This is a genomic window from Herbiconiux oxytropis (assembly GCF_024979315.1).
Classification (GTDB): domain Bacteria; phylum Actinomycetota; class Actinomycetes; order Actinomycetales; family Microbacteriaceae; genus Herbiconiux; species Herbiconiux oxytropis.
The window spans coordinates 1-18,391 of the sequence record NZ_JANLCK010000021.1; the positions used below are offsets into that span (position 1 = coordinate 1).

The following is an 18,391-nucleotide window of genomic DNA, read 5'->3' on the forward strand; positions in this document are numbered from 1 at the left end:
GACGGTGGCGGTGCCACCGACGATCACGATCTTCGAAGCACCGAGCCGCTTGATCTCGGCCGCCACCCCTGCAGGCAGGTCGGCGGTCGTGGTCAGCAGGATCGGAGCACCCGCGACCGTCGCAGCAGGAGCCGCGGACAGCGCATCCGGGAACACAGCCCCCGACGCGACATACACAGTCGACGACCCGTCAGGGAACCCCGCCTTCGACGTGTTCACCGCGACCTCGTACCGATCCGCACCCGTGATCCGGTCGACCGCGGTCGGCTCCGGCTCGGGATCGGTGCCGGGGATCTCCTGCGGCTGCACGCCCTCGAGCGTCGGCACGACGGTCTGCATGAGCCCCGTCTCCGGGTCGAAGGTGAGCTCGTCGATGGTGGTCTCGCGGTGCTGACCGTCACCGCCCGGGATCTGGAAGCGGTGGTAGGCGATGTACCAGTCGTCGGTGCCGGGAACGTTCAGCAACGAGTTGTGGCCGGTGCCGAGGATGCCCTGCGAGGGGTCCTTCTGCAGGAGCACCCCGCGGTAGGTCCACGGCCCGTCGACGCTCGTCGCCGTGGCGTAGCCCACTCGGTAGTTCTCGGATCCGGTGTCGTCGATCGAGTAGGTCAGGTGGTAGAGGCCGTCGCGGTAGTTCACGAAGGATCCCTCACGGTAGTCCGTGATGCCTTCCATGCGCTTCAGCGTCTCCTGCTTGATCGAGAGCATGTCGTCCGAGAGCTCGGCGTACACGGGTGCGCCGTTGCCCCAGAAGAGGTAGCTCTTGCCGGTGGCCGGGTCGGTGAACGCCGCCGGGTCGATGGCTTGGCCCGAGGTCACGGCCTCGTTGTTCAGGATCATCGCCGAGGTCTCCGCGGTGAACGGCCCGGTGGGGCTGTCCGCCACGGCGACACCGATCGTCTTGCGGTCGACCGAGGGGTTGTGGCCGCTGAAGTAGAAGTAGTACTTGCCGCCCTTCTCGGTGATGGTCGGAGCCCACGCGTTGCCGGTCGCCCAGGGAACGTCGCCATTCGCCCCGTCGAGGGTGAGGAAGGGCTCGTCCGAGCGCTCCCAGTCGACGAGGTTCTTGGACGACCAGACGTAGAACTCCTTGCCGCCCCAGCCGGGGTAGCCGTCGGAGGTCGCGTAGATGTAGTACGTGTCGCCGAAGGCGGCGATGTTGGGATCGGCGTAGAGACCGGGCAGGCTCGGCGTCTTCATCTCGATCGCGGTGAGCGTCCAGACCACGGCGTCGCCGCCGGCCTTCGGCGTGAGCGTGACCTCGACCGGGGAGGTCAGGTCGACCGTCGTGCCCGAGGCGGGCGAGGCGGTCACGGCCGCCGACGTCGTCCACACCGGGGTGAGGGCCGAGGCGTCGGTGCCGGGCTCGAGCGGGAAGGTGACCTCGCGGGCCTCGGTGTCGACGATCGGCGCCGTCTTCAGCACGTCCTCCTCCAGGGTCACCCCGGCGAGCGCTGTGGTGTTGCCGGATGCTTCGAGCACCTCGGCGGGGGAGAGTGCCCGGTTGTAGAGGGAGAACTCGCGGAACGCGCCCTTCAGCCGGTTGTCGGCGTCGTAGTTCGAGCGGCCGAGGTAGTTGGCGCTCGTGAAGCCGCCGCCGATGTCGCCGGGCTCCGAGGTGACGGTGCCCGAGGCCACCTCGACGCCGTCGAGGTAGAGCGTCGCCGCCGTGCCCTCGAGCGTGTAGGTGAGGTGCGCCCAGCGGCCGCGCTGCAGGTTCGAGCCCTGCGAGACGGTCTGCTCCGTGGTCCAGTTGCCGGTGGCGAGGCTCGTGCGGTAGGCGTTGCCCGTGCTGAACAGGTAGCCGTTGCCGGCACCGCCCGAGGTGTTGCCGAGCCCGTAGATGAAGTACGGGTTCCGCTGGTCCTCGTCGATCCAGACCTCGGTCTGCACCGAGACGTCGGTGACGCCGGCGAGGATGTCGTTCGGCAGCTTCACGTAGTCGTCGCCGCCGTCCAGACGCAGCGCGCCGTCGGCGAACGTGGCGCCGCCCATGACGGTGCCGTCGAGGCCGTTGCCCGAGACGTCGGTGAGGGTCGAGCCGGTCGAGTCGGAGAAGTCGTAGCTCACGATCTGCCCCTCCTCGTTGGCCGGCACGGGGTCGGGGGAACCGCCGAGGCTCTCCTCGAGCAGGGCGAGCTCAGCCGCGGTGACGGGCACGACCGTGCCGTGGCGGGGGCTCGCGGGCAGGTCGTAGTCCGCCGAGACCTTCCAGTCGGGGTCGGCGATGTCGGCCGACTCGAGCGGGATGTAGCCGCGTCCGCCGTACTCGTCGACGAAGAGGTAGAACTTCTCGCCGTTGATGTCTCCCGGGTTGGCCTTGAAGGCCGTCGGGCCCTCGACCGCGCTCGTGCCGGCGTTGCGGCCGATGCAGCTGTCGATCTGGGTCCACGAGGGGAGGGTGGCGCGCAGGTCGGTCGACGACTCCTGGATGATGTCGGCGCAGCCGGTGTTCGCTCCCTCGTCCTTCGTGAAGCGGTAGTAGGTGCCGTCCTCCTCGAGCACGGTGGAGTCGATGCGCGAGACGCCCTGGTCCTGCCAGACCTGCGGCTCGCTGAAGCTCACGAAGTCGCGCGTGGTGGCGTACATCATGCGGTGATAGGTGTTGGTCGTGCGGTCGGGGTCGCTCTCGGGGTAGAGCGCCGATGCCCAGAACACCACGTACGCGCCGATGGTGTCGTCGTAGTAGGCCTCGGGCGCCCAGGTCATGCCCGCGTTGTCGGGTGCGACCTTGACGTGCCGCTGCTCGGACCAGTTCACGAGGTCGTGGGACTCCCAGATCTCGATGTAGTGGCTGCCGTTGTGCACGGCGTCGCCCCACGAGGTGCCGCTGCCGATCGAGAGGTCGGTGGCGATGAGATAGAAGGTGTCGCCTTCGGGTGAGCGGATGAGGAACGGGTCGCGGAGGCCCTTGGTGCCCTCGGAGGAGGTGAGCACCGGGCGGCCCGCGTTGAGCTCGTTCCAGTCGAGCGCGTTGTTGCCCTCACTGGCGGCGAAGTAGATGTTCTCCCCGGCCAGCGAGTTGCCCGTGAAGTAGGCGAAGGCGTAGCCCTCGTACTCGGTGTCGGCCACGGCTGCTCGCACGACGGCGGTGAAGGAGCGCGTCGCGGAGGCCTCGCCTTTCGTGAGGGTCGCGGTGAGCGTGACCTCGGTGTCGGCGGAGGGGCGGTTGACGACGCCGTCGGTGGCGACTACGGCGGCGTTCGAGCTGGCCCAGGTGATGCCGACGCCGGCGGGGGCGCCTGGCAGCGTGATGTTGCCGCGCACGTCGTCGATCGAGGGGATGGCGAGGGCTGCGGCGGCCGCGTCGACGTCGAGCTGATCGCTCGGCAGCGCCAGCACGGTGGCCGGGAACTGCTTGGTGTCGGTGGCCGCTCCTCGGGTGATGGTGGCGGTGAGGATGACGGGGGCGTCGGGCGAGCCCGCCGCCGGGCGGGTGACCGCGCCGGTGGAGGAGACCACGTCGGGCGCATCCGAGGCCCAGGTCACGGCGGAGCCGTTGGGAGCCACGGTCGGCAGCGCGATGTCGGACTGGACGGCCGAGAGGTCGCCGAGCGCGAGCTGGGCGACGTCACGGGCGACCCGCGTCTCGTCGGCGGCCTGGAGCCCGGCGATCTCCTCGACGGAGAGCGCGGTGTCGTAGAGGCGGAAGTCGCGCACGCTGCCGGCGAGGTAGCGATCGGCGGCGTAATTCGAGCGGCCGATGTAGTTGGCCACGGTCGAGCCGTTGCCGATCTCACGCGGCTTGACGGTGACGCCGGTCTTCTCGGCGACCTGTGCGCCGTCGAGGTAAATGCGGGCGGTGTCGCTCGCGTCGTCGAGCGTGTAGGTGACGGTCTTCCAGACGCCGCGCTCGAGGTTCGAGCCGGAGTTGGCGACCTGCTCGCCGCTCCAGTTGCCGGTGGTGATGCCTGCGCGGAGCGCGTTGCCGGTGGCGAAGAGGTAGCCGGTGCCGGTGTTGCTCGAGGCCGGATTGCCGAGGCCGAAGAGGAAGTAGGGCGAGGCCTGGGCCGGCCGCACGAGCACGTCGAGGCTCACGGTGACCGAGTCGAGGCCGGCGAGGATGTTCGCCGGAAGCGCCACGTGGTCGTCGGTGCCGTCGAGCGTCACGCCCGCGTCTCCGCCGAGGGCGGGGCCGCCGGCGTAGGTGGCGGTGCGGCCGTTGCCCGAGCTGTCGGCCGCGGCGGTGCCCTCGGTCTCGTCGAGCGCGTAGCGCGCCACGAGGTGGTCAGCGGGCGCAGCCAGGGCGGGCGCTGCCACGGTGGTGCCGGCGAGCGGCACCACCAGGGTGGCGACCGTGGCCGCGACCATCGTCGTGCGGGACAGTCGTCTCATCGCAGATTCTCCATGTTCGGCTTCATTGTCGAGTGGGGTGTGGTCGCGGCCCGGCTGGGCTGCTCGATCGTGGCGGGGCGGATCAGGTCTTGCGTTTCCGCGAGACCACGAGCCGCTGCAGCAGCACGAAGACGAGCAGGATGCCACCGGTGATGATGGTCGTCGCCTCGGGCGGGATGCTGCCGTCTCGGGTGATCAGCACGTTCATGAGACCGAGCACGAGCGCGCCGATCACGGAGCCGAGCACGAAGCCCGCGCCGCCCGTGAGCAGCGTGCCGCCGATGATGACGGCAGCGATCGCATCGAGCTCCCAGCCCACACCCGTGATGTTCTGCGCGATGCCGAGCTTCGAGGTGTAGACCACGGCGGCGAGGCCCGCGAGGGTGCCGCTGATGACGTAGACCAGGAGCTTCGTGCGCACGACCGGCAGACCCATGAGGAGCGCAGACTGTTCGGAGCCGCCGATGGCGTAGACCGTGCGGCCGAGCCGCGTCCTGTGCAGCACGAAGAAGGCCACGATCACGACCAGGGCGGCGATCAGCACATTGGGGGTGGTGATCAGGTCGTTGATCTTCGGTCCGTCGACGACCTTCCACTCGGTGGAGAGGGCGCGGATGGGCGAGTCGTCGTCGAGGCGCTCGGGCGTGGTGCTCAGCATCGAGGCGAGGCCCCTGGCGAGGAACATCATGGCGAGCGTCGCGATGAAGGGCTGCACGTTGAAGTACTGCACGAGCACACCCGAGGCGATGCCGAAGGCCGATCCGATCAGGATCATCAGCACCATGACCACGCCCGGATTCCAGCCGGCGTTCGCGAGCATGACGCCCACGAGGCTGCTGATGGCGATGACGGCTCCGACCGAGAGGTCGACCCCTCCCGTGAGGATCACGAAGGTGAGCCCCACGGCGAGGATGATCAGGTAGGAGTTGTTGATCAGCAGGTTCGAGATGGTGCTGAACTGCACGATCCGGCCGTAGGCGATCTCGCCGTAGATGACCATGCCGATGAAGATGACCACGGCGGCCAGCGTCGGCAGGGTCTCGAGGTTCGGGGTGAGCCGCGAGCGGAGCGAGCGCTTGGGGGTGACGGGTGCGCCCTGCGTGGGGCGATCGATGAGGGTGCTCATGCCGACACCGTTTCCTTTCGCGTCGGGACGGGCGCCGACGGCGTCGTCCGGGATCTCCGCCGGGCGAAGAGGGCTCTCACCCGCTGCGACTGGAGGAGGCAGATGACCACGATCACGATCGCCTTGAACGCCGGCGTGGCCGACGACGGGATGGAGAGGAACACGATCGTCTTGTCGAGGGTGGCGATCAGCAGGGCGCCGATCACGCTGCCGGTGAGCGAGAACTTGCCCCCGGCGAGGGAGGTGCCGCCGATGACGACGGCGAGGATGGCGTCCATCTCGGCGTTGAGGCCGGTCTTGGCCACCTCGACCGTCATGACGCTCGCGGTGCTGAAGATGCCGGCGATGCCCGCCAGCACGGCGCTCACGATGTAGACGGAGATGAGGATGCCGATGGGGCGGATGCCGGCCATGCGGGCGGCGCGCGGGTTGATGCCGATCGACTCGATCATGAGGCCGAGCGCGGTGCGACGCACCAGGATGGCCACGATCGCGACGATGACGGCGCCGATCACGAAGATCACCGGGAAGCCGAACACGGTGCCGTTGGCGAGCCAGCGGAACGGCTCGTTCGTGGCGGAGGTGTTCTGGCCCGAGGTGATCACCTTCGCGAGCCCGCGGCCGGCGAGCATCGTGATGAGCGTCGTGATGAAGGGCTGGAGGCCCACCACCGAGACGAGCACGCCGTTCACCGTGCCGAGCACGGCGCTGATGCCGAGCGCGAGCGCCGCGGCCATGATGGCCGTGCCCGCGTCGCCGCCACCGGAGTTGTTCATGAACTCCATCGAGACGGCGCCCGAGACCGCCATCACGGAGCCGACCGAGAGGTCGATGCCGCGGGTGGCGATGACGAGGGTCATGCCGATGGCGATCATCATGATGGGGGCGCTGGCCCGCAGGATGTCGATCACGTTGCCCGAGAGGTTGCCCGTGGTCGCGTTGACCGAGACGCCGAGGTAGCTCGGATCCTTCACGAGGTTGATGATCAGCAGCAGGAGCAGGGCCACGATGGCCCAGATGTACGGCTGGTGGATGACGGCGCCCACGATCCGGCGGGCGGATGAGGGCCCTGATGCGGATCCTGGGCCGGATGCGGGTGCCGGGCTGGCGGCGCTCATGAGGCGCTCCCTTCGGTGGCGATCAGATCGACGATGGTGTCGGCGGTGACATCGGGACCGTTCACGATCTCGCCGATCTTACGGTGATCCTTCAGCACGACGATGCGCTCGCTGAGCCGCACGACCTCCTCGAGCTCGGACGAGATGAAGACCACCGACATGCCGTCCTCGGCGAGAGCGGCGATGGCCTCCTGGATCTCGGCCTTCGCGCCCACGTCGATTCCGCGGGTGGGCTCGTCGAGCACGATCAGCTCGGGCTTCGTGGCGAGCCAGCGGCCGAGCAGAACCTTCTGCTGGTTGCCGCCGGAGAGGTTCTTGATGGGGCGCTCCGGATCGGAGGGGCGCACGTTGAGCTCGAGCAGGTACTTCTCGCACAGCTCGTTCTGCTCGCGGCGGGAGAGCGGGCGGGCCCAGCCTCGGCGGGCCTGCACGGCGAGGATGAGGTTCTCGCGCACCGTGAGGTCGCCGATGATGCCCTCGTCGCGCCGGTTCTCGGTGGAGAAGGCGATCTTCTTCGAGAGGCCGGCGATCGGGCTGTGCACCTCGGAGGTGACTCCGTCGATCGTGACCTCGCCCGAGTCGGGGCGGTCGGCGCCGTAGATGAGGCGGCCGAGCTCGGTGCGGCCGGAGCCGAGGAGGCCGGCGAGACCGACGACCTCGCCCGCGTGCACCTCGATGTCGACGGGCTCGATCGAGCCCTTGCGGCCGAGGTCGGTGGCCTTGTAGAAGGCGGGGGTGCCCTCGGTCGCGGCGACGCGGCCGCGGTTGGAGCCGAGGGCGGCGAGCGTGCCGTAGTCCTTGCCGATCATCTTGGAGATGAGCTCGGTGCGGTTCAGCTCGGGAGTCATGTACTCGCCCACGAACTCGCCGTTGCGGAGCACCGTGAGGCGGTCGCTGATGGCGTAGACCTGGTCGAGGAAGTGCGAGACGAAGAGGATGGCGACGCCCTGGTCGCGGAGCCGGCGCATCACCTGGAAGAGGCCCTCGACCTCGTTGGCGTCGAGGCTCGAGGTGGGCTCGTCGAGGATGAGCACCTTGGAGTTCGTGACCATGGCACGGCTGATGGCCACGAGCTGCTGCAGCGCGAGCGAGATGCTCGAGAGCGGCTGCTGCGGGTCGAGGTCGCCGAGGCCCAGGCTCACGAGCGCTTCGTGCGCGGCCTCGTGCGTCTTCTTCCAGTTGATGCCGAACGGGCCCCGGATCTCGTGCCCCAGCATGACGTTCTCACCGACGGTGAGGTTGTCGCAGAGGTTGACCTCCTGGTACACCGTCGAGATTCCGGCGTTCTGCGCATCCGCTGTGCCGGAGAAGGAGCGGGGGCCGCCGGCGACCGTGATGGTGCCGGAGTCGATCTTGTAGACGCCGGTGAGCGCCTTGATGAGGGTCGACTTGCCGGCGCCGTTCTCGCCCATCAGGGTGTGCACTTCGCCGGGGAAGAGGCGGAAGCGCACGTTCTGGAGGGCCTTGACGCCGGGGAACTCGATCGAGATGTCCTCCATCTCGACGATCGGCTCTGTGGGTGCCATTGTCTGCCTGGTCGTTCTGCCGGCTGCCCGGCGTCGTCGGTGGGTGAGCGAAGAGGCCGCCCGGCAGCGTCTCGGCTGCCGGGCGACCGGGGGGGGTCTTCTTAGAACGCGCGGTCGGGCAGAGCCTCGGTCGCCGCCTCGGGCGAGTCGAAGGTCACGCTCGGGACGACGATCTCGCTCTCGACGGTCTCACCGGCGAGGGCGGCGTCGACGACCTCGATGGCGGTGTCGCCGAACAGCGGGTTGTACTCGGCCACGAAGCTCAGGCGGCCGGCGGCGAGCGCCTCGAGGGCGGCCTTGGTGCCGTCGATCGTGATGATCTTGACGTCGGTGCCGGGCTTCAGGCCCGCCTCTTCGACGGCGAGAGCGGCGCCGAGGCCCATCTCGTCGTTCTGGGCGAAGACGAGCTGCACGTTGTTGTTGTTGGCCTTGAGGATGGTCTCGAAGACGCTCTTGGCCTCTTCGGTGGACCAATTGGCCGACTGCGACTCGAGCTTGGTGAAGTTCGGGTCGATCGTCTCGTCCCAGCCCTTGTTGCGGTCGTTCACGACCGAGAGACCGGGAGGGCCCTCGAGCACGACGTAGTTGGCACCCTCGGGGAACTGCTCGTTGGCCCACTCGGCGGCCGAGGCGCTGATGCCCACGTTGTCGGGCGCGATGCGGCTCGTGTAGAGCTCGGTGTCGTTCGGCTCGATGCCGCGGTCCAGGAGCACGACGGGGATCTCGGCCTCCTTGGCGCGCTCGAGCACGCTCTCCCAGCCGGTGGCCTCGGTGGCCGAGAGGAGGATGGCGTCGACGCCCTCGTCGATGAACGACGTGAAGGCCGTGATCTGCGAGTTCTGGTCGCCGTTGGTGGCGGGGGCGTACTTGAGGTCGAAGCCGTTCTCCTTCGAGAACGAGTCCTGGATGTTCTTCTCGTTCGCGGTGCGCCAGCCGCCCTCGGGGCCCACGGCCACGAAGCCGATGGTGGTGACGTCGCCTTCGGCGCTGCCGCCGCCTTCGGCGTCGGAGCCACCGGAGCAGGCGGTGACGCCGAGAGCCATGGCTCCGGCGAGGGCGATTCCCGCAATGGCGCGGAAGCGTGCTGTCTTGAACATTGATCTCCTCCTCGAGATCCGCTTGCCCGTCTTCGGGGAGCGGTGTGAATGTGCTGTTCTTGATGAGTCGGGGTGTGCGATCTTGTGAGCGCTCACATCCGGGCTGTGCTGAACGATATCCATGGCATCGGGCTCTTGTCAACACGCAATGTGAACCCTCACAATGGGGTGTGCCGAAGACGCCGATCGTAGAGCTGTCCGGGGTCTCCGTGAGCTTCCCCGGCGTCAGGGCCCTCGACGGCGTCGACCTCCGGCTGTTCCCCGGAGAGGTGCACTCGCTGATGGGTGAGAACGGAGCCGGGAAGTCGACGTTGATCAAGGCACTCACGGGCGTCTACCGAACCGACGGCGGCAGCATCCGCGTCGACGGGCGCGAGGTCGCGTTCGCCGGGGTGGCCGACGCGCAGGCCGCCGGCATCAGCACGGTCTACCAGGAGGTCAACCTCCTGCCGAACCTCACGGTCGCCGAGAACGTGATGCTCGGCCGGGAGCCGCGCAGCGCCTGGGGCGGCATCTCGTGGAGGCACGTGCGCTCGCGCACGCGCGAGCTGCTCGACCAGGTGGGCGTCGACATCGACCCCGCCTCGATGCTCTCGGAGCACCCGCCCGCCATCCAGCAGCTCGTCGCCATCGTGCGCGCCATCGCGGTCGAGACCCGCGTGCTGATCCTCGACGAGCCCACCTCGAGCCTCGACAACGACGAGGTCACCGAGCTCTTCCGGGTGATCTCGGTGCTGAAATCCGAGGGCGTCGCGATCCTGTTCATCTCGCACTTCCTCGACCAGGTCTACGAGATCTCGGATCGCCTCACGGTGCTCCGCGAGGGCCGTCTGGTGGGCGAGTACCTGCCCGAGGAGCTCCTGCGGATCGACCTCGTGCACAAGATGATCGGCAAGGAGCTCGCGACGTTCGAGGAGCTCCGCCGCCGCATCGACGCGAGCGACGTGGAGGACAGCCTCGACGACGAGCAGCCCTACGTCGAGGCCGTGGGCCTCGGCCGCGACGGCGCGATCGAGCCGATCGACCTCAAGGTCTACGAGGGCGAGATCGTGGGCATCGCTGGACTGCTCGGCTCGGGCCGCACCGAGCTCGCCCGGCTGCTCACGGGGGTCGACCGCTCCGACACGGGATCCCTCGCGGTCGAGGGCAGCACGACCCGCCTCGGCACACCCAGGCGGGCCCTCAAGCACCGGATCGCGTACGCCTCGGAGAACCGGCGCACCGAGGGCATCATCGGCGAGCTCAGCATCCGCGACAACATCGCGCTCGCGCTGCAGGCCGATCTCGGCTGGTTCCGGCGCATCCCGCGGAAGCGGCAGGAGGAGCTCGCGGCCAGCTACATCCAGGCCATGGACATCCGGCCCGCTGACCCCGAGGCGCTCATGAAGAACCTCTCCGGCGGCAACCAGCAGAAGGTGCTGCTCGCGCGCTGGCTCGCGATCGCCCCACGGCTGCTCGTGCTCGACGAGCCCACGCGGGGCATCGACATCGGCGCCAAGGCCGAGATCCAGAAGCTCGTCACCGATCTCTCCGAGAACGGGCTCTCGGTGGTGTTCATCTCGGCCGAGCTCGAGGAGGTGCTGCGCATCAGCCACCGGGTGGCGGTGCTGCGCGACAGGCACAAGGTGGCCGACCTGCCCAACCACGACCTGTCGGTGTCGGATCTGTTGGCGGCCATCGCCGAGCCGGCCGACGACGCCGACACTGCGGGTGACCCCGCGCCCTCCGATCCCGAGGAGTCCCCTCATGGCTGACGCTCCCCGGCAGGCGACGATCTTCGACGTGGCGAGGCTCGCGGGCGTCTCGCACCAGACCGTCTCGCGCGTGCTCAACGACCTCCCCAACGTGCGCCCGGCCACGAAGGCGCGGGTGGAGGACGCGATCAAGCAGCTGCGCTACGTGCCCTCCCCCGCGGCCCGCGCCCTCGTCACGAAGCGCTCCCGCACGATCGGGCTCATCGCCACGGGCGGCACCGAGTTCGGGCCCTCCTCGACGGTGCTCTACTTCAACGTGGCCGCGCGGGATGCCCGCTGGTCGGTGTTCACGGCCAACATGGTCGACAGCGATCCGGGTTCCGCACGCGCCGCGGTCGAGGCCTTCCTGCGCCAGAACGTCGAGGGCATCGCGGTGATCAGCGGTCGCGAGGGCGTGACCGACATCGTGGCGGGCATGGAGCTCACGGTGCCGCTGATCGCCCTGCAGGCCACGGCGCACGCCGGCATGATGACGGTCGGCGTCGACCAGTACGCGGGCGGGCGGGCCGCGACCGCGCATCTGATCGCGCTCGGCCACCGCCGGATCGCGCACCTCGCGGGCCCCCAGGACTCCGTCGACGCGCGCGAGCGCGAGCGCGGCTGGCGCGACGAGCTCGCCGCCGCGGGCCTGGCGGCCCAGGTGGTGGGGGCCGGTGACTGGACGCCCACCTCGGGCTTCGCCTTCGGGCAGACCCTCGCCGACGACGTCACGGCCGTGTTCGCCGCCAACGACCAGATGGCGCTCGGCCTCATCCACGCCGTCACCGAACGCGGCCTCCGCGTGCCGGAGGACCTCAGCATCGTGGGCTTCGACGACATCCCCGAGGCTGCGCACATGGCTCCCCCGCTCACGACCCTGCGCCAGGACTTCGAGCGCGTGGGCCGCGACATGCTCGTGACCCTGCTCGGCCGCATCAACGGCGACACCTCGGAGCCCGTGGGGCCCTCGCAGCCCCAGCTCGTGGTGCGCGCCTCGACCGCGGAGGCCGCGGCCGGCACGAAGACCGGCCGGCGGCAGGCCACCCTCGCTCGGGCGCCCGCCGCCGACTGATGGATCACACGGTGCCGGGCTGGATGCCGCCCTCGTTCCACGGGTAGCCGGTGGCCAGCGGGGCTCCGTCGTCGTGCTGCGCGAGCCAGGCCACCGCGGCCTCGTGGTAGCGGTGGAAGCCTTTGTAGTCGACCAGCTCGGGATCGAGAGAGGCCAGCGCGCGGTGCATCCGCTTCGCCCAGTCCGGGGCGTGCTCGACGAGCTCGGCGAGGCTCACGAGATAGGTCCGCACCGGGAAGACGATGCCGTTCGACCGCGGCAGCCGGTGCAGGGGCTGCAGCTCGATGCGCAGGTGCACGAGATCGCCCGCGTTCTCGGCCGTGACCTTCGTGCGATCCGGCGCCCAGTCGGGCAGGGTCTCCACCGACGTCTCGAGGCGGGGGTGCACCGTGAGCGACCAGTTGACCCGGCGCACCGGATGCCCGGGCTTCATGCGCAGCAGGAACTTCAGGGCCCGGTCGAGGATGCCCATCTCGTGGAGCTTCGGCACCGGCCCGTGGAACTCGAAGAAGCTCATGCCGAGGTTGAACTGCAGCGAGTAGTCGGCGCGCTGCGTGGTCATGCCGGCCCCGATCACGAGAGTGCCGTCCTTCTCCTCGAGCACCACGAACTCGCCCTGTGCCTGCCGGGTCGCGTACTCCATCGGGTCCATCGGGAGCGTCGAGGGGTCACCGAAGGTGAAGGTGTCGTCGATGGCGAGCAGCCGGTTCTCCCAGCGCCACTCGTTGCCGTTCTTCGTGAGCGTGAAGTGCTCGGGGAAGTCGCGCGCGTACGACTCGAAGATGAGCTCGAGGAGGTCCCACTGCGCCTCGAGCATGTGGGGCAGGGCCAGGTAGTGCACGCCAGGGAGCTCCTCGAGCATCTGGGCCCGGTGCCGGCACTCGGAGACGTAGTGCTCGTCGATGTCGAAGGCGGCCCTCAGGGCGCCGTCGCCGGCCGGCACGTGCGGCTCGAGGTTCATCGAGTACATGTAGTCGTCGTCCGGGAACGGGAAGGGCATGCGGCGGACGGCTTCGCGCGAGTTCTGGAAGCGGTACTCGCCCTCCGGGGTGAAGGATTCGTCCGGGGTGAATCCGGCGGCGTGGCCGGCGGTGGATCCAGTCGTGTGAGCGGTGGTCATGGTGAGCCTCCTCAGGCGTTGATCACGAGTTTCGAGCAGGTGGCCCGCGAGACGCAGGGCATGATGACGTTGCAGGCGGCGCGTTCGGTCTCGGAGAGCCAGTCGTCGCGGTGGTCGATGGTGCCCTCGAGCTCGAGCACCTCGGTCTCGCACTCGCCGCAGGCACCCCCTCGGCAGAGGTAGGGCAGCTTGTGGCCGGCCTCCTCGACGGCCTCGAGCAGCGACTGGTCGGGCGAGACCTCGACCACGGCGCCCGAACGGGCGAGGGTCACGGAGAAGGGCTCACCCGTGGAGCCGAGGTCTTCGAAGCGCTCGAAGTGGATGTGCGAGTCGGTCCAACCGAGATCGTGCGCCGACCCGATGACGTCGTCGACCATGCGGCTGGGGCCGCACACGTAGGCGTGGGTGCCGAGCGGCCGGTCGCGCAGGATGTCGCGCGCGCTCAGCCGGGTGCCGGCCTCCTCGCCGTAGACCGTCACCCGCTCGCCGTAGCGCTCCTTGAGCTCGCGGCCGAGAGCGGCGTGCTCAGGGCCCCGCACGGCCAGGTGCAGCTCGAACGATCCGCCCTTGACGTCGAGCTCCTCGAGCTGGGCGTAGATGGGGGTCACCCCCACTCCGCCGGCGATGAAGAGATGGTGACGCGCGTGCTTGGAGACCGGGAACAGGTTCGCGGGTGTCGTGACGCTCAGCACGTCGCCCTCGCGCACGTCCGTGTGCAGGGCGATCGAGCCACGGCGGCCGTCGTCGACCCGGCGCACGGCGATCTGGTAGCGGCTCGTGTCGTAGGGCGAGCTCATCAGCGAGTAGGCGTTGCGGCGCGTCTCCCCCTCCCAGGGGATGAGCACCCGCACGTGGCTCCCGCCCGAGAAGGGCGGCAGCCAGCCGCCGTCCACGGGAGAGAAGGTGTAGCGGTTGATCTCGGGGGTGACCCTCTCGATGCGGTCGACCCGCACCCGGAGGGCGCCGTGCTGTGCGTCGTTCATGTGTCCAGTTCCTCGTCGTCGGGCATCTCTCCCGGCACCTCGCCGTCGGCCTTCACGCCCTGGAAGGCGGCCAGCCTGCCCGAGTAGTGGTCGCGCACCACCAGGTGGCGGCCGCAGCCCGGGCACTCGAAGACCCGCCGGGACACGTTCTCGGTGTAGTGGCTGCAGTGCGCACACCAGACCCGTCGCACGAACGACCCGGCGTGCTCGCGCAGCACCTCGTCGCTGTTCAGGCCGTAGCGCGTCGCCACCTGCATCGAGGTGCCGATGAACCCCTCGGATCCGGCGAGGTACAGGCGCGTGCCCATCGTCGTTCCGGCGAGGAGCGCATCGAGGCCCTCGACGGCCTCGACGTTGCTCGGGAAGACCTGGAGCGCCGCCGTGCGGTACCCCCCGATCTCGCCCAGGTGGTTCCGACCGGTGAACGACTCGACCGAGTACAGCACCGTCGTGACGGCTCGCTGCTCCGGTGTCATCGCGCCGAGAAGCCGCACCAGCGGGCCGCCTCCGCTGCCCTGCCCTGCCGCGACGTGCCGGAGCCCGCTCTGCATCGGCGTCAGCTCGTCGTAGACGGGACGGCTCTTGATGCCGGTGATCAGCATCGTCGCACCACCTTTCAGCTCAGGATTGTGCTAATAATTCATTCTTAGATGTTTTAAGTCAAGCGGCACCCGCCGCGCCTCGCACAACGACGTCCGAAAGAAGCCGCGCCCATGACCAGTGACCAGGACAGGCCCGCACAGCTCGACGACGCCGAGCACCTCAAGGTCCTCGGCTACGACGACACCTTCAACAGATCGATGAGCCTGTGGGCGAACTTCGCCCTCGGATTCACCTATCTCTCGCCCCTCGTGGGCGTCTACTCGCTGTTCGCCCTGGCGCTCAGCGTCGGCGGTCCGCCCTCGATCTGGTGGATCTTCATCGTCGGCGCCGGGCAGCTGCTCGTCTCGCTGGTCTTCGGCGAGGTCGTCTCCCAGTTCCCCATCCACGGCGGCATCTACCCCTGGGCGCGCCGCCTCTGGGGCCGCCGATACGCGTGGATGGCGGCGTGGATCTACATCTGGGCGATGATCGTGACGATCACCGCGGTGTCGGAGTACGGATCCGGTTTCGCGGCCAGCCTGCTCGGCTTCGAGCCCACCCCCACCACAACCCTCCTGCTCACGCTCGCCCTGCTCGTGATCGCCCTGCTGATCAACTTCTCCGGCACCAAGTGGCTGGCACGCGTCGCCCGCATCGGCCTGGCGGCCGAGCTCGTCGGCGTGATCGGCGTGGGCCTCTACCTCCTGATCTTCCAGCGCAAGCAGGAGTTCGGGGTGTTCTTCGACTCGATGGGCGTCGAGGGCGACGGCAGCTACGGCACGGCCTTCTTCGGCGCCGCCCTCGCCGGTCTCTTCCTCTTCTACGGCTTCGAGGCCTGCGGCGACGTGGCCGAGGAGGTCGCCCAGCCCGCGCGGCGCATCCCGCTGGCCATGATCATGACGATCCTCGTGGGCGGTGTCTCGGCGCTGTTCTCCTTCAGCGGCTACGTGCTCGCGGCACCCAACCTGCAGGAGATCGTCTCCGGCGAGGTGGGCGATCCCATCCCCGGCATCCTCGAGGCGACCCTCGGCGGTGTCGGTGCCAAGATCTTCCTGGTCGTCGCGGTCACGGCTTTCCTCTCCTGCGTGCTCAGCCTGCAGGCCGCCGCGAGCCGGCTGCTGTTCTCGTTCGGCCGTGACGGCATGCTTCCGGCGAGCCGGTGGCTGTCGAAGGTGTCGCCGAACACCAAGGTGCCGAACAACGCGCTCATCGTGGCCTGCAGCATCCCGGCGCTCATCGCCGTGCTGGTCTGGCTGAACCCCGACCTGCTCGTGGCCGTGACCTCGTTCGCGGTGCTCGGGATCTACGTCGCGTTCCAGCTCGTGGTGCTCGGTGCGCTCCGTCAGCGGATCCGGGGCTGGAAGCCCGCCGGCCCGTTCTCGCTCGGCCGTCTCGGCTTCGTGGTCAACGCCCTCGCGCTGGCCTACGGCGTGTTCGCCATGTTCCTGCTCGCGGCCCCCGGAGACTCGAACAACGTCTTCACCGACTGGATCGTGCTCATCGGCCTCGGAGTGGTGGCGCTCATCGGGCTCGCCTACCTCTTCGCCGCCCGGCCGGACAAGCTGTCGGATGCGCCGGAGGGAGACGCGATCGCGGTGGCAGACGAGATCCGCCGCCGCACCCGCAGCACGACGAGGCGCTAGCATATGGGCACGTGATGCGGCCGCCCGTGCTCGTTCCCCCGCACGGCCGCCTCGGAGGACGGTGATGAGCTCGGAGCCCCACGACCTGCCGCCGCATCCCGTGCTCGAGGGCGCGGCGCCGGGAACGAGCACGGCCATCGCCGACCGCATCGCCTCCTCGATCTCGATCGGACTCCTCTCGGTGGGCGAGCGCCTGCCCACCGAGATCGAACTGGCCCAGCAGTTCGGCGTGGCCGTGGCGACGCTGCGCAAGGCCCTCGCCGTGCTGCGGGAGCGGGAGCTCGTGGTCACCAGACGCGGCCGGAGCGGCGGCACGTTCGTCGTGAGCGCACCCTTCCCCGTCGCCGACGACGTCGAGCGCCGGATCGCGGGCACCAGCCTGGTGGAGCTCCGGGACCTCCGCGACGAGTACGTCGCCATCGGTACGGCGGTCGCCGCGCTCGCCGCACGGCGGGCCTGGGGCGAGTCGCTGCGGCGGCTCAGGGATCTCGCCGAACAGGTCGTCGTGCCCACCGAGCCCTCCGAGATCGCGAGCGCCGACAGCCGGTTCCACATCGAGCTCGCCGTGCTCTCCCAGTCGGCTCGCCTCCTCCGCACCGAGCTGCGCCTGCAGAGCGAGATCGGTCCTCTCCTCTGGTCGGTGGCCGAGGGCACCGCTGCGGCCTCCGTGGTGCATGAGCAGCACCTCGCCATCATCGAGGCCCTCGAGGCCGGCGACGGCGAGCGGGCCGTCTCGGCCGTGCGCGCCCACCTCGAGCACGACATCCTCGAGATCATGGACGCCAAGCTGTCGAGCGATGCCCTCGCCCCCGCCTCGGCCTCCCCCTCTTCGTCCGCCACGGCAGGAGCGTCATGAGCACGACCCCCGGAACCGCTCCCCTGCCTGTCGTCGAGGCCGTCGAATCCTGGTTCGGCACCGCGTTCTCGCATCTGGCCTCGATGAACGAGGACTTCTGCGCGCTGCTCGAGCACGGCTCGACCGCGAGCGACGACGTCTCTCGGGTGGCGCGCTCCAACCGCGACGGGCTCAAGAAGCGGGTGCGTCGCTACCTCCGCGAGCATCCGCGGGCAGACGGCGCGGGCATGATCTTCACGCGCTCTGCCGAGGGCGGCGGGCGGGGCGTGATCGAGTGGTGGGAGCGCGACTCCACGCACGACGTCAACCGGTACTCGTTCGGCGTCGACCCGACGGCCGACCGCTTCTACGACTACGAGAAGCTCGAGTGGTTCACGAAGTCGTTCGGCGCGGGTTCCCACTGGGTGACCGGCCCCTACATCGACTACCTCGGCGTGGACAAGTACGTCATGACCCTGACCGTGCAGAGCGTCGTGCACGGGCACCCGATCGGGGTGGCCGCGGTCGACATCACGATGGACGACTTCGAGCGCGAACTGCTGCCCGTGCTCCGCGAGCACCCGGGCCCTGCGGCCCTCGTCACCTCGCACGGCAGCGTGCTGGTGAGCAGCACGAGCCGCTTCGTGGTGGGCGACCTCGTGGAGGCGCTCCCGCCTGGCTTCACCTCGACCACGATCGCGTCGTCCGGAGCCCCGCTCGCCGTGATCACGGGCCCCACCCCCTAGAACGAACCTCTGCCGAGCCGTCACTTTCCACGCCATACCCCGAGGGGATGTGTGGAAAGTGACGGTTCGGCAGAGGGTGGAGTGGGACTAGGGGGTGCAGGCTCCCAGGTTCTCGACGGCGGTGCTCAGGCTCGCGGGGCCGCCCAGGAGGGTGACCTTCGTGGCGCCGAGCTCCTCGATCTGCGCCAGCGTCGCCGCCGGGATGCAGTCGGCCTTCACCGTGAACAGGGGCGCATCGATCCGGGGTCCGTACGCGGAGCCCGCGAGAGCATCGGAGAACTTCAGACCCGTCGCGAGCAGAACGTGATCGGCGGTGTCGAAGAAGTGATCGTTGATCGACCTCGACGCCTCATACCGGTCAGCACCACCCAAACGGACGGTGTCGGCGATCTTGGTGGCCTCCTTCTGGATACCTGCCGAGACCGATGCCGGGCCGCCGGCGATCGCGATGCTCTTCACATCGAGATCGGTCAGC

General features: G+C 69.2%; 14 protein-coding genes. 5 read left to right on the forward strand and 9 right to left on the reverse strand.

The annotated features are described in order from the left end of the window. The 5 genes from N1028_RS19560 to N1028_RS19580 form a co-directional block, all read right to left on the reverse strand. A partial coding sequence (locus N1028_RS19560; protein WP_259531211.1) for a family 43 glycosylhydrolase occupies positions 1 to 4,335 on the reverse strand: 4,335 nt, incomplete at its 3' end. 82 nt (positions 4,336 to 4,417) lie between these two features. Next, positions 4,418 to 5,461: an ABC transporter permease gene (locus tag N1028_RS19565; RefSeq protein WP_259531212.1), complete on the reverse strand. Its 1,044-nt coding sequence runs from the start codon at positions 5,459 to 5,461 to the stop codon at positions 4,418 to 4,420. After that, complete coding sequence (locus N1028_RS19570) at positions 5,458 to 6,579, reverse strand: ABC transporter permease (protein ID WP_259531213.1); 1,122 nt, start codon at positions 6,577 to 6,579, stop codon at positions 5,458 to 5,460. Before N1028_RS19570 ends, N1028_RS19565 begins: the two co-directional genes overlap by 4 nt. Beyond that, positions 6,576 to 8,105, reverse strand: coding sequence for a sugar ABC transporter ATP-binding protein (locus tag N1028_RS19575; protein ID WP_259531214.1), 1,530 nt, complete (start codon positions 8,103 to 8,105; stop codon positions 6,576 to 6,578). Before N1028_RS19575 ends, N1028_RS19570 begins: the two co-directional genes overlap by 4 nt. 101 nt (positions 8,106 to 8,206) lie before the next feature. After that, positions 8,207 to 9,202: an ABC transporter substrate-binding protein gene (locus tag N1028_RS19580; protein ID WP_259531215.1), complete on the reverse strand. Its 996-nt coding sequence runs from the start codon at positions 9,200 to 9,202 to the stop codon at positions 8,207 to 8,209. Between the two features lie 170 nt (positions 9,203 to 9,372). Here N1028_RS19580 and N1028_RS19585 point away from each other — a divergent pair, with 170 nt between their 5' ends. Further along, positions 9,373 to 10,956, forward strand: a complete 1,584-nt coding sequence (locus tag N1028_RS19585) for a sugar ABC transporter ATP-binding protein (protein WP_259531216.1) — start codon at positions 9,373 to 9,375, stop codon at positions 10,954 to 10,956. Further along, the gene (locus tag N1028_RS19590) at positions 10,949 to 12,007 is read left to right on the forward strand and encodes a LacI family DNA-binding transcriptional regulator (protein WP_259531217.1); all 1,059 of its coding nucleotides are present in this window, start codon (positions 10,949 to 10,951) and stop codon (positions 12,005 to 12,007) included. Before N1028_RS19585 ends, N1028_RS19590 begins: the two co-directional genes overlap by 8 nt. 4 nt (positions 12,008 to 12,011) lie before the next feature. On the opposite strand, the gene N1028_RS19595 is transcribed toward N1028_RS19590, so the two are convergent. Genes N1028_RS19595 through N1028_RS19605 form a run of 3 tightly spaced genes read right to left on the reverse strand, consistent with a single transcriptional unit; the run spans position 12,012 to position 14,712 of the window. Then, positions 12,012 to 13,127 carry a heme-dependent oxidative N-demethylase family protein gene (locus tag N1028_RS19595; protein ID WP_259531218.1) on the reverse strand — a complete coding sequence of 372 codons (1,116 nt, stop codon included), beginning with the start codon at positions 13,125 to 13,127 and terminating at the stop codon, positions 12,012 to 12,014. A gap of 11 nt (positions 13,128 to 13,138) precedes the next feature. Further along, complete coding sequence (locus tag N1028_RS19600; protein ID WP_259531219.1) at positions 13,139 to 14,110, reverse strand: PDR/VanB family oxidoreductase; 972 nt, start codon at positions 14,108 to 14,110, stop codon at positions 13,139 to 13,141. Further along, positions 14,107 to 14,712, reverse strand: a complete 606-nt coding sequence (locus N1028_RS19605; RefSeq protein WP_259531220.1) for a dimethylamine monooxygenase subunit DmmA family protein — start codon at positions 14,710 to 14,712, stop codon at positions 14,107 to 14,109. The genes N1028_RS19600 and N1028_RS19605 overlap by 4 nt, the downstream gene beginning before the upstream one ends. Positions 14,713 to 14,823: 111 nt before the next feature. Between N1028_RS19605 and N1028_RS19610 the strand changes: the two genes are divergently transcribed. The 3 genes from N1028_RS19610 (at position 14,824) to N1028_RS19620 (ending at position 17,916) form a co-directional block, all read left to right on the forward strand. After that, the gene (locus N1028_RS19610; protein ID WP_259531221.1) at positions 14,824 to 16,335 is read left to right on the forward strand and encodes an APC family permease; all 1,512 of its coding nucleotides are present in this window, start codon (positions 14,824 to 14,826) and stop codon (positions 16,333 to 16,335) included. A 64-nt stretch (positions 16,336 to 16,399) separates the two neighbouring features. After that, positions 16,400 to 17,191, forward strand: a complete 792-nt coding sequence (locus N1028_RS19615; RefSeq protein ID WP_259531222.1) for a FadR/GntR family transcriptional regulator — start codon at positions 16,400 to 16,402, stop codon at positions 17,189 to 17,191. Then, positions 17,188 to 17,916, forward strand: coding sequence for a cache domain-containing protein (locus tag N1028_RS19620; protein WP_259531223.1), 729 nt, complete (start codon positions 17,188 to 17,190; stop codon positions 17,914 to 17,916). Before N1028_RS19615 ends, N1028_RS19620 begins: the two co-directional genes overlap by 4 nt. 87 nt (positions 17,917 to 18,003) lie before the next feature. Here the strand turns inward: N1028_RS19620 and N1028_RS19625 are convergent. After that, a partial coding sequence (locus N1028_RS19625) for a cell wall-binding repeat-containing protein (protein ID WP_259531224.1) occupies positions 18,004 to 18,391 on the reverse strand: 388 nt, incomplete at its 5' end.